At 68.7% G+C, this 15,000-nt stretch carries 14 protein-coding genes; 6 read left to right on the top strand and 8 right to left on the bottom strand.

Annotation, left to right across the window (positions count from 1 at the left end; genetic code table 11):
- Positions 1 to 208: 208 nt before the first annotated feature.
- Complete coding sequence (locus EJK91_RS12595; protein ID WP_164517950.1) at positions 209 to 1,171, bottom strand: 4-(cytidine 5'-diphospho)-2-C-methyl-D-erythritol kinase; 963 nt, start codon at positions 1,169 to 1,171, stop codon at positions 209 to 211.
- A gap of 64 nt (positions 1,172 to 1,235) precedes the next feature.
- Positions 1,236 to 2,702 carry a PE-PPE domain-containing protein gene (locus tag EJK91_RS12590; protein WP_125079096.1) on the bottom strand — a complete coding sequence of 489 codons (1,467 nt, stop codon included), beginning with the start codon at positions 2,700 to 2,702 and terminating at the stop codon, positions 1,236 to 1,238.
- A gap of 135 nt (positions 2,703 to 2,837) precedes the next feature.
- Between EJK91_RS12590 and EJK91_RS12585 the strand changes: the two genes are divergently transcribed.
- Positions 2,838 to 3,674, top strand: a complete 837-nt coding sequence (locus tag EJK91_RS12585) for a serine/threonine-protein kinase (protein ID WP_125079095.1) — start codon at positions 2,838 to 2,840, stop codon at positions 3,672 to 3,674.
- Here the strand turns inward: EJK91_RS12585 and rsmA are convergent.
- The 3 genes from rsmA to EJK91_RS12570 form a co-directional block, all read right to left on the bottom strand.
- The gene (rsmA, locus tag EJK91_RS12580) at positions 3,590 to 4,540 is read right to left on the bottom strand and encodes a 16S rRNA (adenine(1518)-N(6)/adenine(1519)-N(6))-dimethyltransferase RsmA (protein ID WP_046301311.1); all 951 of its coding nucleotides are present in this window, start codon (positions 4,538 to 4,540) and stop codon (positions 3,590 to 3,592) included. The genes EJK91_RS12585 and rsmA overlap by 85 nt on opposite strands.
- Entirely contained in the window at positions 4,513 to 5,631 is a 1,119-nt protein-coding gene (locus EJK91_RS12575) for a resuscitation-promoting factor (RefSeq protein WP_082105737.1), read from the bottom strand. Before EJK91_RS12575 ends, rsmA begins: the two co-directional genes overlap by 28 nt.
- A gap of 110 nt (positions 5,632 to 5,741) precedes the next feature.
- The gene (locus tag EJK91_RS12570) at positions 5,742 to 6,587 is read right to left on the bottom strand and encodes a TatD family hydrolase (protein ID WP_206430415.1); all 846 of its coding nucleotides are present in this window, start codon (positions 6,585 to 6,587) and stop codon (positions 5,742 to 5,744) included.
- A gap of 18 nt (positions 6,588 to 6,605) precedes the next feature.
- On the opposite strand from EJK91_RS12570, the gene metG reads away from it, so the two are divergent.
- Positions 6,606 to 8,156 (top strand): methionine--tRNA ligase, encoded by a 1,551-nt coding sequence (metG, locus tag EJK91_RS12565; protein ID WP_125079093.1) that lies wholly within the window; start codon positions 6,606 to 6,608, stop codon positions 8,154 to 8,156.
- A gap of 17 nt (positions 8,157 to 8,173) precedes the next feature.
- Here metG and EJK91_RS12560 read toward each other — a convergent pair whose 3' ends face one another.
- Positions 8,174 to 8,527 (bottom strand): hypothetical protein, encoded by a 354-nt coding sequence (locus tag EJK91_RS12560; RefSeq protein WP_024442527.1) that lies wholly within the window; start codon positions 8,525 to 8,527, stop codon positions 8,174 to 8,176.
- 101 nt (positions 8,528 to 8,628) lie between these two features.
- On the opposite strand from EJK91_RS12560, the gene EJK91_RS12555 reads away from it, so the two are divergent.
- The 3 genes from EJK91_RS12555 to EJK91_RS12545 are packed head-to-tail and all read left to right on the top strand — an operon-like array spanning position 8,629 to position 12,032.
- A complete protein-coding gene (locus tag EJK91_RS12555; protein ID WP_125079092.1) occupies positions 8,629 to 9,804 on the top strand; it encodes an NAD(P)/FAD-dependent oxidoreductase in 1,176 nt (391 codons plus the stop codon).
- Positions 9,801 to 10,763 (top strand): RNA polymerase sigma-70 factor, encoded by a 963-nt coding sequence (locus EJK91_RS12550; protein WP_024442529.1) that lies wholly within the window; start codon positions 9,801 to 9,803, stop codon positions 10,761 to 10,763. Before EJK91_RS12555 ends, EJK91_RS12550 begins: the two co-directional genes overlap by 4 nt.
- Before the next feature lie 12 nt (positions 10,764 to 10,775).
- Positions 10,776 to 12,032, top strand: coding sequence for an aminodeoxychorismate synthase component I (locus tag EJK91_RS12545; RefSeq protein WP_125079091.1), 1,257 nt, complete (start codon positions 10,776 to 10,778; stop codon positions 12,030 to 12,032).
- A gap of 5 nt (positions 12,033 to 12,037) precedes the next feature.
- Here EJK91_RS12545 and EJK91_RS12540 read toward each other — a convergent pair whose 3' ends face one another.
- Both EJK91_RS12540 and rsmI read right to left on the bottom strand, forming a co-directional pair.
- A complete protein-coding gene (locus EJK91_RS12540; RefSeq protein ID WP_024442531.1) occupies positions 12,038 to 12,436 on the bottom strand; it encodes a DUF6632 domain-containing protein in 399 nt (132 codons plus the stop codon).
- Between the two features lie 70 nt (positions 12,437 to 12,506).
- The gene (gene rsmI / locus EJK91_RS12535) at positions 12,507 to 13,343 is read right to left on the bottom strand and encodes a 16S rRNA (cytidine(1402)-2'-O)-methyltransferase (protein ID WP_125079090.1); all 837 of its coding nucleotides are present in this window, start codon (positions 13,341 to 13,343) and stop codon (positions 12,507 to 12,509) included.
- 24 nt (positions 13,344 to 13,367) lie between these two features.
- Here rsmI and EJK91_RS12530 point away from each other — a divergent pair, with 24 nt between their 5' ends.
- Positions 13,368 to 14,927, top strand: a complete 1,560-nt coding sequence (locus EJK91_RS12530; RefSeq protein WP_024442533.1) for a dolichyl-phosphate-mannose--protein mannosyltransferase — start codon at positions 13,368 to 13,370, stop codon at positions 14,925 to 14,927.
- Positions 14,928 to 15,000 lie beyond the last annotated feature (73 nt).

The raw sequence follows: 15,000 nt of genomic DNA, 5'->3' as shown, positions 1-15,000 counted from the left end.
GATTTCATGTTCCACCTGCCGTTGACCACATCGCGAGAGGCACACGCGCACAATTCGGTGGCGGTTAGATCTCGATACCGTAATGCGCGGCCCACCAGAGCGGCGAGCGTCTGGATGGCAGGGTTGTCCTGGCCGCAAATTGTCACCGCGGGCCATCTTAAACTCCTCTTAATCCGCGGGCAAATCTGCTAGCGGATCGGTGACGGTGTTATGCGCCACTCACCGATGACGGCACCACCCGGGCGCCGTAGACCGGACCGCTGGCCACCCGCACCGCCCGTCCCGCGCCGAGCGCCGACAGCTCGACGGCGACGTCGGTCGCCGACTGCGCTGAGCTGCACAGGAACGCACACGTCGGACCGGATCCGGACACCACGCCGGCCAGGGCACCTGCCTCCACGCCAGCGCGCAAGGTGCGGCGCAGGCCCGGATTGAGGCTGACCGCCGCCGCCTGCAGGTCATTGCCGAGCAAGCCGGCCAGCCGCTGCGGGTCCCCGGCGGCCAACGCGGCCAGCACCGGCTCGGGGTCGCCCGATTCCGGCAGTTTGCGCCCGGTGTCGCGCAGCCGGTCCAGTTCTTTGAAGACCGCCGGCGTCGACAGCCCGCGGTCGGCGAACGCCAGCACCCAGTGGAACGTCTCACGGGTCAGCACCGTGGCCAATTCCTCGCCACGACCGGTGCCCAGCGCCGTCCCGCCGTGCAGCGCGAACGGCACATCGCTGCCCAGCTTGGCGGCCAGTGAGTGCAGGTCGCGACGCGGCACGCCCAGCTCCCACAGCACGTTCATGCCGACCAGCACCGCAGCGGCGTCGGCGCTGCCGCCGGCCATGCCGCCGGCCACCGGGATGGACTTGTCGATGCTGATCGCCACGTCCGGAGCCCGGCCCACGTGCTCGGCCATCAGCTCGGCAGCCTGCCACGCCAGGTTGCGCTCATCGGTGGGCAGCACATCGGCGCCCTCGCCGCTGAGTCGCAACGACAGCACGTCGGCGTCGCGGACGGTCACCTCGTCGACCAGCGAAACCGCGTGGAAGACGGTGGTCAGCTCGTGGTAGCCGTCATCGCGACGGTCACCGACGGCCAGGTAGAGGTTGAGCTTGCCCGGTGCCCGCACGGTGACCGAACCGGTCGGGGACCACTCGGTGGCGGTATTGCCGTCGGATGCGGTCACGTGGATGAGACTATCGGTCCACGGCAACCCTGCACCCGGGCTCCGGGCCGCGAATCCCTACCGATCAGGAGAACAGGTCGGCGAAGTCGGCGCTGATCGAGCTGAAGGCATTCATCAGAACCTCCACCTCGAACCCGGCGGCCATGGTGACCAACCCGGTGGTGGCCGCCAGCGGCATCCCGATCGCGCCCACCAGATCACCGGACATCAGCTCGTTGAAGAACAGGCTCGCGCTGTAGGCCGGCAGCGTGGTGATCAGCGAGTTGATGATGTCGGCGGTCGGCAGCAGCGTCGCGTACAAGGTCGCCGCGGCACCGCTGAGGGTGTTGACCACATCCATCAGGCTCGGCAGCGAGAAGTCCGCGGGGCCGCCACCGTCCAGACCGAACAGGTCGGTCGCGCTGCCGGACCCCATGTTCTGCAGATCGGCGATGAAGTCATTCCAACCTTGTTCGGCACCGTTGACCAGTGCGGTGAGCACGTCCATCGGGTTCACGTCGGGGAACAGTCCGAACGGCGTGGAGATGTCCGCCGGCCCCTGGTCCCAACCATGCTCGATGTTGCCGTAGCCGAGGTTGATCAGCACCCGCAGGGCCGGCTGCAACAGGTCGGCGAACGCGTTGCCGAATGCGTTGCCGCGCAACAGCTGCAGCAGCGGCAGGTCTTCGGTAGGAATCATGAAGTACTGGTTGTTGCCGGTGTAGCCGTCGGAGACATTGAGCTCGATGGCGCTCGCCAGCTGTTCGTCGGTGAGCCTCGGGTAGGTGCCGTGGATGAACATGATGCCCAGGAAGGCGTTGAGGTCGGCCAGGAAGTTCAGCGGGTACTTCGGGAAGTCGGCGAAGCCGTCGTATTCCTGGATGTAATTGGCGGTTTCCCAGGGCGTCTCAGATGGAGCGCCCCCGCTGAACGTGACACCGAGACTGGCCAGGCTCAGCGGAACCCCGGGCACGTCGAAGCGAGACAGCAGGCCACCGTTGGGGTTGGCCGGGCTGCCCAGCGTCACGAACGACAGCTGGTCGGAGGTCGGACGCTCGCCCTCGGGCAGGGCCAGCAGCTGGTCCATGACCAGACCGTTGATGACGCCGCTTTGCGAATAGCCTAGTACGACAAGGTCATTGCCCTTGCCGACCTCTTCCATGATCTTCTGGTACAGGATGGTGGAGCCCTGGGCCAGCGAGGTGTCGAGCGGCAGCGTCTTCACACCGGTCAGCGGGTAGAGACCCTCCGGGGTGAACAACGGGTTAGTGGCATCCACCTGAAAAGTAGGCTGGCCCTCGAACTTCGGGGTCTCCGGCGAGATGAACCGATCTGTGAGGGCGGTCAGGTACTGCGGCGGCGGGATGGGCAGCCCGCTGCCGCCCATGATCCACGATTCGGTGTCCAGCAAAGATGTCTGCGCGATCACGGTCTTCACGGACGCGGTCAGGTCCGGCACCACAACCGGGGCGACACCGAGGGCGGTGATGGCGGCCAGCGTCAGAGGCACGGCACCAAGGGAACTCAGTTTGCTGTGGGACAGAGTTGTCATGACGGCCTCCTGGATGCTGATGCAATCGGGTCGATTATTCACCTCGCGCCAGCGAAATGTCATCCCCTTTTAGCTATTCGATCATGCAAATCTCAGTTTTCTGCGAGGTAGCTGTGCGCGCCCTAATCTGAGGTAATGAACGCAGCCGGCGACTACGGCGGCTACCTGATCGAGCGCGAGATCGGGCGTGGCGGGCACGCCGGGGTGTATTTGGCCCACCACCCCAGCAGCCGCGACGTGCCCGTAGCGCTGAAGGTCCTCGATGAGTCGCACCGCTCCCCCGCCGAGCAGCGCCGGTTGGAGCGGGAGTTCGGGTTCGCCAGCGCCCTCAAGCACCCCCACATCGTCGCGGTGTACCGGCACGGGCCGTTCTGGCTGGCGATGCAGTACGTCGACGGGGGCAAGGCGACCCGCCTGCGCACGCTGCAGGACCGCCTGGCCGCGCTGACCCAGATCGCGGCCGCGCTCGATTACGCGCATCGTCGCGGCATCGTGCACAGTGACGTCAAGCCGGCCAACATCCTGATCCATGCCGACTTCGGCCGGGCCGGTGCGGTACTGACCGACTTCGGAGCGGCCCACGCCGTCGTGGAAGACGTGTGGCACCGGCCCGGACATTTCGGGCACCCCGAAGTCTCGTTGCCCTACACCGCGCCGGAGATCCTGCAGGGCAAGGCCCCGTCGGCGGCCACCGACGAATACGCCTTGGCCTGTACGGCGGTAGAACTGCTCGCCGGAGCGCCGCCCTTCCCCACGCAGAGCGCAGCCGACCTGGCCGAAGCGCACCTGCGGCTGCTACCGCCACCACTGTCCGACACGCTCGGTCCGGCGGCGAGACCAGCCGATGTGGTGGTGCAACGTGCGCTGACGAAGTTTCCGGCACGCCGCTACGGGTCCTGCGCAGACTTCGTCGAGGAGTTGTCCCGCGCGCTGCTGCCGCATGCCGGGCCACCCAAGCCGGTCGAGACCTGAAGCAGGCGCACGAAATCGTCGATCGCCAACGTCTCGCCGCGACTCATCGGATCGATTCCTGCAGCCTCCAGCAACTCCGCGGAGCGCCCCCCCGATCCCGCCCAGTCGGCGAACGCATTACGAATAGTCTTGCGGCGCTGGGCAAAAGCGACATCAATCAGGGCAAAGACCTGACGGCGAAATGCATCTTCGACCGGCCACGGAGCGGTCTCGTATCGGTCGATGCGCACCAACCCGGAATTCACCCGCGGCACCGGCCAGAACACGCTGGGCGGTACCGTGCCGCAGCGGCGCACCGCGCCGAAGAATCGTGCCTTGGCGCTGGGCACCCCGTAGTCCTTGCCACCAGGCTCAGCGGCCAAACGCTCGGCTACCTCCAACTGCACCATGACCGTCACGGTGCGGATGGAGCCGAACTCCGACAGCAGGTGCAACAACGCCGGAACCGCAACATTGTAGGGCAGATTGGCCACCACCGCCGTCGGCGCGGTCGCCACCTCGTCACGGCGCAGGGTCAAAACGTCCCGCCCGAGCACCTCGAGCCGGGCGGCGTCAGCGGGAGCGTGTTCGGCGATGGTCTGCGGCAACCGGGCGGCCAGCACCGGATCCTTCTCGACGGCGATCACCGTCGGGCCGTACTCGAGCAACGCCAGGGTCAACGAGCCCAGCCCAGGCCCGACCTCGAGGACGTGGTCGTCGGCGGTGATACCGGCGCCGTCCACAATCCGGCGCACGGTGTTTGCGTCATGAACGAAGTTCTGCCCCAGAGATTTTCGGGGCCGCAGGTCGAGTTCGTTTGCCAGGGCCCTGATGTCACCGGCCCCGAGTAGCCCGATGGTCAGCGCCTCCCGCTGCACACCGGCCAGGCTCCCCAGCCTTGGCGGGCCTGGGTGACCTCCGCGATCGCGATCTGCTCTTCGCGAGTAGCCATATCCGCGCGCGGCGCGTACTTCAGACCGCCGTTGGCCACCCACGTGCCGTAATCGAACTGCACGCCACCGTAGAAGCCGTTGCCGGTGTTGATCGCCCAGTTTCCGTGCGACTCACAGTTGGCGATGCGGTCCCAGGCGGCCCCGTACACCGACGGCGGCACCTCGGTGCCCGGCTTGGCGCCGACCCGCAGTACCGAATCGCGGGCCGGGTCCACCACCGCGTTGGCGACCGGCAGGCGGCCGGTCTCGGCGCCGTTGACGGTGGCCACCGAGTAAGTCACGTCCTGGGTGCCCGGCGTGCCCGGGTCGTCAACGACCTGCCGGCTGATGTTCATGGTCGGGTCTTCGATGCGACGGGCCGGCGGGGGCAGCGGCACCCGCTCGGTGACCTGCTTGACCCGGATCCGCGTCACCTGGATCGCCATGCCCTCGGTGACCGGGGTCGAGGCCGCCGGGATGACCTTGTCGGCCTGCTCCAGCGGGGCGCCGTCGGCAGCCAGCAGTTCAGCGACATTGGGTGCGGCCAGGTGCACGGTGCGCACCACGCCACCGTCGTCGATCGTGACTGTCTTGGCGCTGACGACCGGCAGTGCCATGCCGGCCAGCGGAACCCGGCTGCCGCGCGATGCCGCAGCGGGGGCGGTGTCGGTCATCGAGAGCTGGGCCAGCGCCTCGTCCACCGAGAGCGCCGTCGTCCACACCTGCTGAGGCTCACGCCCGTCCAGCGAGACCTGCAGGGGCCGCCCGCGGCGGACCATGATCGTGTCCGAGTCGTGCACCTGCGCGGTGCGGGCGGGGCTCACATCGTCGCGCTCGCCGAGGTCGAAGCCGTTCTCGGAGACGACGTCGATGACCCGCGACCGCATGGTGGTGACGGTGATCGGGGTTCCATCGACGTCCAGCGTCACGGTCTTGGCGCTGGCGACCGCGAAGCCGCCCGCAAAGGTCAGCACCAGCAGTAAAGCGCCGACCAGAAGCCGCAGCATCGGCGAGGGAGCCTGATGCAGCCTGGTCAAAAGATTCAAGACAAAAACCTCACGACACGGGAAAGGGGCCCTTGCGGTGCCCCAGCTTCGATAACGGAACGGTAACGAACTCCACTGGCGTCGGCAACCGAATGTGACCTGCTCGACCTTCACCCCAGCCCATACACCCGCCGGGCGTTGCGGTTCGTGACCTGCGCCAGTTCGGCTGCCGATCTTCCCAACAGCTCGGCCAGCGCTCTCACAGTGTATGGCAGACAGTAGGGCTCGTTCGGTGCACCGCGGTACGGATGCGGAGTCAAAAACGGCGCATCGGTCTCCACCAGAAGCTGCGCGTCCGGAATCAATGCTGCCGCTTCCCGCAGGTCACGGGCGTTTTTGAAGCTGACCGTGCCGGACAGACTCAGAATCCAGCCGGCGTCGATGCAGGTGTGAGCCATCTCCGGGCCGGACGAGAAACAGTGGAAGATCACCGTCTCCGGGGCGCCTTCGGCGCGCAGCACGTCGAGCACGGCGGCGTCGGCGTCACGGTTGTGGATCATCAGCGGTTTGCCAGCCCGTTTGGCCAGGTCGATATGCCAGGCGAACGCCTCGCGCTGGGCCTGGGGGGTCGCGCAGCCCTCCAGACGCCCGGGCCAATACAGGTCCATGCCGGTCTCGCCGACCGCCACCACTCGAGGATGGGCGACCAGCGCCTCGATCTCGGCGCGGGCCGCATCGGTGAGCGAATCGGCGCGAGTGGGATGCAGGGCGACCGCCGCGTAGACCCGCTCGTCGGCGTCGGCGGCCTGAGTCACCCAGCGAGCCGACGCCAAGTCGTCGGCGACGGTCACCGCCGCCTGCACCCCGACGGCGGCGGCGCGGTCCATGATGGCGCGCACCGACGAGGCGTCGGCACCCCCACAGGCGTCGAGGTGGGTGTGGGCGTCGACCAGCGGACTCAGCTCCTGCGGTGCCGGCGGCGGAGTTTTGGCTGACCGTTTCGAGCTCACCCGCACACAATAAGGTGGCGAGTGATGAGAAGAACGCAGCCTTTCTATGTCACCACCGCTATCACCTACCCCAACGGTGACCCGCACATCGGCCACGCCTACGAGTACATCGCCACCGACGCGATCGCCCGGTTCCACCGGCTCGACGGGTTCGACGTGCGGTACCTGACCGGCACCGACGAGCACGGGCTGAAGATGGCCGAGACCGCCGCCGCCGAGGGCATCGCCACCGCGGATCTGGCCCGGCGCAACTCCGATGTGTTCCAGCGACTGCAGGAGAAGCTCAACATCTCCTTCGACCGGTTCATCCGCACCACCGACGCCGATCACCTGGAGGCCTCCAAGGCGATCTGGCAGCGCATGGTCGACGCCGGTGACATCTACCTGGACGCCTACTCCGGCTGGTATTCGGTGCGCGACGAGCGGTTCTTCACCGAGGGTGAGACCCGGCTCAACGAGGACGGTTCGCGGGTCGCCGCCGAGACGGGGGCGCCGGTCACCTGGACCGAGGAACAGACCTTCTTCTTCCGGCTCTCGGCCTACGCCGACCGGCTGCTGGCGCACTACGAGGCGAACCCGGACTTCATCGCCCCCGACGTGCGTCGCAACGAGGTGGTCAGCTTCGTCTCCGGCGGCCTGCGGGATCTGTCGATCTCGCGCACCTCGTTCGACTGGGGGGTGCCGGTGCCCGGACACCCCGACCATGTCATGTACGTCTGGGTGGACGCGCTGACCAACTACCTGACCGGCGTCGGCTATCCCGACACCGACTCGCCAACCTTCCGCCGGTATTGGCCCGCCGATCTGCACATGATCGGCAAGGACATCATCCGGTTCCACACCGTGTACTGGCCCGCCTTTCTGATGTCGGCCGGAATCGATTTGCCGCGCAGGGTTTTCGCACACGGCTTCCTGCTCAACAGCGGCGAGAAGATGAGCAAGTCGGTGGGCAACGTGATCGACCCGGTCGAGTTCGTCGACAAGTACGGCGTCGACCAGGTGCGCTTTTTCCTGCTGCGCGAGATCCCGTTCGGCCAGGACGGCAGCATCTCCGACGAGGCGATGATCGGCCGCATCAACGCCGACCTGGCCAACGAGCTGGGCAACCTGGCGCAGCGCTCGCTGTCGATGGTGGCCAAGAATCTGGGCGGGGTGGTGCCCGAGCCGACCGCGCAGGCCGCCGACGGCGAGGAACTGCTGGCCCTGGCCGACGCGCTGCTGGAGAAGATGCGGGCGGCCTTCGGCACGCAGTCCATGCACCTGGGCCTGGAGGCGATCTGGCAGATGCTGGGCGCGGCCAACCGGTACTTCTCGGCCAACGAGCCGTGGAAGCTGGCCAAGAGCGAGTCCGCGGCCGATCAGGCCCGCTTCGGCACCGTCCTCTACACCACGCTGGAGGCGGTGCGGATCGCCGCGCTGCTGGTGCAGCCGGTGATGCCGGACTCGGCGGCCAAGCTGCTGGACCTTCTGGGCCAGACCAGCGAACAGCGGATGTTCACCGCCGTACCCCAGCGGCTGGCGCCGGGCCTGACGCTGCCGGCACCCTCCGGGGTTTTTCCGCGGTATCAGCCCTGACGATGGGAACGCCCGGGCTAGAGCGGATCTAACCGTACGGCCACGGTCACTGCGCCATGCTCGTCGCGGTGCGCGACGGCCTGCCCGGTCCGGTTGACTCCGTCGAGCCGGATCGTCAACGGCCCGCCCTCGCCTGAGAAATTGCGCCACCAGGCCTTTGCGTCCGGCATGGCGACTCCGATTCGCACCTCGTCACCGCTGCGCCAGTAGCCCACCGGAAGAGTGAAGGTCTGCCCGGACCGTCGCCCCACATAGCTGATCGTGGTCAACCGCCGGCCGAACAGCGAACCGAGCATCGGCGCTGCGATCAGCGACGTCGCCACGGCGTTGAACACCTGAATGAATCTCCGTCCCCGGCCACCGAACGCCATGGACCCAGCCTACGCACGCAGTGAATCAGGTCACACCGTGTCACGCTCGCCCGCTCCGCGGTGTCTAGAGGGCATCACCACTTCAAGGACAGGAGCACCTCATGACCCGCATCCAGGTCGTCATCATCGGCGGCGGCTACGCCGGCACCCTGGCCGCCAACCGGCTGCGCCAGCACCCGGACGTCGACATCACCCTGGTCAACCCGCGCCCGGAGTTCGTCGAGCGGATCCGGCTGCACCAGTACGTCGCCGGCACCGGGACGGCCACCATCGACTACCCCGAACTGCTCGGTGACGGCGTGCGGCTGCTGGTCGACTCCGCCACCCGGATCGACGCCGCCGACCGGCGCATCCAGCTGGCATCGGGCACCGTCCTGCGCTATGACTTCCTCATCTATGCGGTGGGCAGCACCGGGGCGATCACCCCGACGGTTCCCGGCGCCGCCGAATTCGCCTACTCAATCAGTGAATTCGAGTCCGCGACCCGGCTGCTGGCCCGGCTCGGCGAGCTGGCATCGGATGCCCCGGTGACTGTGGTGGGCGGCGGACTGACCGGAATCGAGGCGGCCTCCGAACTGGCCGGACAGGGCCGGCCGGTGACCCTGGTCTGCGGCGAAATGCTCGGACCGTCACTGCACGCGGCGGGCCGACGCTCGGTGGTCAAGGCGCTGCGCAAGCTGGGTGTCGATGTGCGCGAGGCGGTCGTCGCCGAAGTGCGCCCCGACGCTCTGGTGCTGCGTGACGGCACCGTGCTGCCCAGCGCGGTGACGGTCTGGACGGCAGGGTTCGGCGTGCCGGACCTGGCCGCGGCCAGTGGACTGGCCACCGACGCGTTGGGCCGGCTGCTCACCGACGAAACCCTGACCAGTGTCGACAACCCGTGGATCATGGCGGCTGGGGATGCCGTCGCCCCCTCGGGCCAGCCGCTGCGGATGAGCTGCCAGGCCGCCCTGCCGCTGGGCGCCCAGGCCGCCAACACCGTGTTGGCCCGCATCGCCGGCACCTCGCCGGTCGCGCTGGACCAGGCGTTCGCCGCCCAGTGCATCAGCGTGGGGCGCGACGCGGCCACGGTGCAGTTGTCCCGCCGTGATGACACTCCAATCAAGGCGTTCGTCGGCGGTCGGCTTGGCGCCGTGGTCAAGGAGGCGATCTGCAAGTACACGGTCAAGTGGATTCGGGGCGAGGCGGCCAAGCCGGGCTCGTACCGTTGGATGAAGGCCGGCGCCCGTGCGGGCCGCATCGCACAGGGTCAGGCGGAACGGGGGGCCGCGGTGTGACAAACGGTCAAACCCAGCGGTTCAGCGAGCCTCGACGAAGGAGAGGCGAAGCTGGAACCGCTGCTCAAGCCCAGCGGTTCACCGAGCTCCGGCCGCTACTGTTCACCATCGCCTACGAGATCCTTGGCTCGGCAACCGAATCCGACGACGTCTTGCAGGACAGCTACCTGCGCTGGGCTGAGGTGGACCTGGCCGAAGTCCGCGATGTCAAGGCGTACCTGGCCAGCCTGGTCACCCGTCAGGCGCTCAACGCGCTGCGGGCCGGCGCTCGGCGCCGCGAGGAGTACGTCGGGCCGTGGCTGCCTGAGCCGCTGCTGCTGACCGAGCACGATCCCTCGGCCGATGTCGTGCTGGCCGAATCGGTGTCGATGGCGATGCTGGTGGTGTTGGAGACGCTGCGCCCCGAGGAGCGCGCGGTGTTCGTGCTGCGCGAAGTGTTCGGTTTCGACTATGACGAGATCGCGGCCGCGGTCGGCAAATCCGCGGCCGCGGCCCGCCAGGTCGCGCACCGGGCGCGCAACCACGTTCAGGCGCGGCGGCCGCGCTACGCTCCGGTCGACCCGGAGGAGAGCGCGCGGGTCACCGCGGAGTTCATGGCCGCGGCGGCGGGCGGCGACATCACCACCGTGCTGTCGATGCTGGCGCCGGATGTGGTGTGGACTGCCGATAGCGGCGGCAAAGCCAGCGCGGCCCGCCGGCCGGTCGTGGGTGCCGACAAGGTGGCCCGCACGGTTATCGGGCTGCTGCGGCAGGGGACGCAGATGCCCGACGTCCGGGTGGACATGGGCGTCTGCAACTCCGCACCCGCGGTGCTGTTCTACCGCGCCGACCGTCTGGAGGGTGTGTTCACCTTCGAGATCGTCGACGGGCTGATCACCAACTTCTACGCCATGCGCAACCCGGACAAGCTGGCGGCGGTGGCGGCCGCCCGCGAGATCACCCGAGGCGCCGACGTCTGACAAGCTAGTGCCGTGCGAATCGAGCGGCTCGGCGACTTGGGGGCAGCCCCGGCGGTGCTGCGCGCAGTCGGCGATGCGACCGACCGACGCGGGCTGCCGCCGCCGGCCGCTCTGACCGGCGAGTGGTTCGGGTCCCAGGCGGTGATCGCCCCCAGCGTGGCCGTGAAGCCGGTGGGCCCCGACCAGGTGTTTTGTGCCCCGAATGCCCCGAATGCCCCGCATGGACCCGGTGTGGTGGGCGGCGGCTGGATCGGCTATCTGTCCTACCCCGATGCCGGCGCCGACGGCCTGGGGCCTCGCATCCCCGAAGCCGCCGGCGGCTGGACTGACTGCGTGCTGCGTCAGGACAACACCGACGGGCAGTGGTGGTTCGAAAGCCTGTCCGGAGCGGCCATGCCGGGTTGGCTGGCCGAGGCGCTGACGACGCCCGCCCCGGCGCGGGGATACCGCATCTATTGGGAGACTCCGGACCGCCAAGCGCACCGCGCCGGAGTGCTGGCCTGCCTGGAGGCTATCCGGTCCGGTGAGGTGTATCAGGCCTGCGTGTGCACCCGCTTCACCGGAACCGTCAGCGGCGCCCCACTGGATTTCTTCGCCGACGCGGTGGCGCGCACCGGCCCCGCGCGTGCCGCCTACGTCGCCGGCGACTGGGGCGCGATGGCCTCGCTGTCACCGGAGCTGTTCCTGCGCCGCCGCGGTCAGGTCGTGGACTCCAGCCCGATCAAAGGCACCCTGCCGCTGTACGCCCGCCCGTCGGCGCTGCGCGCTTCGACCAAGGACGTCGCGGAGAACATCATGATCGTGGACCTGGTCCGCAATGACCTGGGCCGGGTGGCGATCACCGGCACGGTCACCGTGCCCGAGCTGTTGGCGGTGCGGCCGGCCCCCGGGGTGTGGCATCTGGTGTCGACGGTCTCGGCCCGGTTGCCCGAGCAGCTGGCCATGGCGGAGTTGCTGGATGCGACGTTCCCGCCCGCGTCGGTGACCGGGACCCCCAAACACCGTGCCCGCCAGCTACTTTCGGAGTGGGAGCCCGCGCGTCGCGGGGCGTACTGCGGCACGGTGGGGTTGGCGTCGCCGGTGGCCGGCTGCGAACTCAACGTCGCGATCCGCACCGTGGAGTTCGACGCCGCCGGTGGCGCGGTGCTGGGGGTCGGCGGCGGTATCACCGCGGACTCCGACGTCGACGCCGAGTGGCAGGAGTGCCTGCACAAGGCCGCCCCGATCGTCGCCGACGGCCAGTCCCAGGAACGCAGCACCGCGTCGTAGACGCGCTACACGGTTGCGCCGCGGCGCGGCATCAGCAGCGCCAGCACCAGCGCCACGATCACCAACGCGGGCACGTCACCGGCCAGATGACCACGTTCGGCCGGGTCGCCGATCGCCTGCGCCGTCATGATCGCGGCGTGCACCACACTGGAGGCCACCGTGAACCAGATCAGGCTGCGATGAGCCAGCGGATCACGTGCGGCGAACAGCAGGAACACCCCGAGCGTGGCGTACATGCCCAGGATCATCACCAGATAGTGCGACGAATCCGCGCCGGCATGGCCCCAGGCCCAGCCCGCCGGCCAGAGCACGGTCAGCGGATAGATCCCGACGACGAAGATCAGCCCGACGACGGTCAGCGCAACCTTCAGCGGTGTCGTTTCAGTCCTGTCGTTCGACGTCATCCGCGTCCTCTTCGAGCCCGAGCAGCTACATCAGCAAAGCCTAACGGCGCACAGGCGAATCCGATATCCCCTACTGGCGGGATCGCAGCACCGCGTCGTACAGCTCGCGTCGCGACACCGCGGCGGGCACGTCGGCGATCACCTGCGCGCAGGCATCCTTGACCCGCATGCCTTCGCCCGCCAGCCGGTTCACCTCGTCCACCAGCGTCGCCAGGTCAGCGCGCGGGGTCGCGCCCGCCAACACCACGGTGATCTCCCCCAGCACGCCGTCGACGGCCCAGCCGGCCAGCTCGGTCAGCGTCCCGCGCCGCACCTCTTCGTGGGTCTTGGTCAGCTCCCGGCAGACCACTGCGCGACGGTCCCCGCCGAGTTCGGCGACCGCGTCACGCAGGCAGTCGGCCAGCCGCCGCGGCGACTCGAAGAACACGCAGGTGCGCCGCTCGTCGGCCAACGAAGCCAGCCACGCCCGTCGCGCCGCCTGCTTGCGGGGCGCGAAGCCCTCGAAGCAGAACCGCTCCGAGGCCAGCCCGGACAGCGCCAGGGCGGTCGTCACCGCCGATGGCCCGGGCAGGCAGGTCACGGCCAGCCCGGCCTCGGCGCACGCGGACACCAGGCGGTAGCCCGGGTCGCTGATCAGCGGCATCCCGGCGTCGCTGACCACCAGCACGGTGGCGCCGGCCTCGATCTCGGCAAGCAGGGCCGGGACCCGCGTCGCCTCGTTGGCGTCGAACAGGCTGACCACCCGGCCGGCAATCTGCACATCGAGAGATTTGGCCAGCGTCCGCACCCGGCGGGTGTCCTCGGCGGCCACGACATCAGCGGTACGCAGCGCTTCGACCAGCCGCGACGACGCGTCACCGGGCTGGCCCAACGGGGTGGCACCCAGCAGCAATCGACCATCGGGCATGGCGCACAGCCTACGATCGTCGGAATGAGCGCTCCGACCGCTACCAGGCCCGCGGCCGTGCCGGAGCGCTCTGCTCCGGTGATCAGCCCGGGGCTGCTGGTGCCGGTCGCCGATTTCGGCCCGACCGACCGGGTCCGGGGCTGGGCCGTCACCGCGGCAGTCACGCTGTTGGCCGCGGTGACCCGGTTTTCCAACCTCTACACGCCGACCGACGCCGGCACCCCGATCTTCGACGAGAAGCACTACGCGCCGCAGGCCTGGCAGATGCTGCACAACCACGGGGTCGAGGACAATCCCGGCTACGGCCTGGTGGTGCACCCGCCGGTGGGCAAGCAGCTGATCGCGATCGGTGAGGCGCTGTTCGGCTACAACGGGCTGGGCTGGCGGTTCACCAGCGCACTGCTCGGCGTGCTGGCAATAGCGCTGCTGGTGCGGATCGTGCGGCGCATGACCCGCTCGACGCTGGCCGGCGGGATCGCCGGGCTGCTGCTGGTGGGCGACGGGGTCAGCTTCGTCGCCGCGCGCACGGCGCTGCTGGACGGCTTCCTGACGTTTTTCGTGGTGGCCGCGTTCGGGGCACTGATCGTCGACCGCGACCAGGTGCGGATGCGGATGCATACCGTGCTGACGGAAGGCCGCTGCGGCGCAACCCCGTGGGGCCCTCGACTCGGGGTGCGCTGGTGGCGCTTCGGCGCCGGGGTGCTGCTCGGCTTGGCCTGCGCCACCAAGTGGTCCGGCCTGTACTTCGTGGTGTTCTTCGCGGCGATGTCGCTGGCGTTCGACGTGGCCGCCCGCCGGCAGTACCGGGTGCGGCGGCCTTGGCTGGGGACGCTGCGCCGCGACGTCGGTCCCACGGCGTATGTGTTCGCGCTCATCCCGTTCGGGGTGTATCTGGCGTCGTACGCGCCATGGTTCGCCTCCGAGACCGGCGTGGACCGCCATGAAGTCGGCCAGTCGATCGGCTTCGAGAGTCGGTTCCCGATTCCCGACGCGCTGCGCTCGCTGTGGCACTACACCTACCAGGCGTATCACTTCCATGCCGGGCTGACGAACGCCGCCGGCAACCACCACCCGTGGGAGTCCAAGCCGTGGACGTGGCCGATGTCGCTGCGCCCGGTGCTCTATGCGATCGACCAGCACGACGTGCCCGGCTGCGGCGCGCAGTCCTGCGTCAAGGCGGTGATGCTGGTGGGCACGCCGGCGATGTGGTGGCTGGCCGTGCCGGTGCTGGGCTACGCATTGTGGCGCAGCCTGGTGCGCCACGACTGGCGCTACGCCGCGGCGCTGACGGGCTACTGCGCTGGTTGGCTGCCTTGGTTCGCCGGCATCGGCCGGCAGATGTATTTCTTCTACGCGGTGCCGATGGCGCCGTTTCTGGCGATGCTGCTGGCCCTGATCTGCGTCGACATCATCAACAACGGCAGAACCCGTACCGAGGAGCGGTGGGCGCTCGGTCTGCTTGCGGTGTCGTGCTACGTGGCCCTGGTGCTGACCAACTTCGCCTGGCTGTATCCGATTCTGACCGGGGTGCCGATCTCCCCGGCCACCTGGAACATGGAGATCTGGCTGCCCAGCTGGTCGTAGCAGCGTCGCCGCGTGCGTCGTCGCGTCCTTCGTCGCGTGAGATTGCGCGCAGGGCTGCGGGCGGAACTTATCC

The organism is Mycobacterium sp. P7213, from assembly GCF_900604305.1.
In the GTDB taxonomy this organism is placed as follows: domain Bacteria; phylum Actinomycetota; class Actinomycetes; order Mycobacteriales; family Mycobacteriaceae; genus Mycobacterium.
This window is presented reverse-complemented; position numbering and strand designations above follow the sequence as displayed.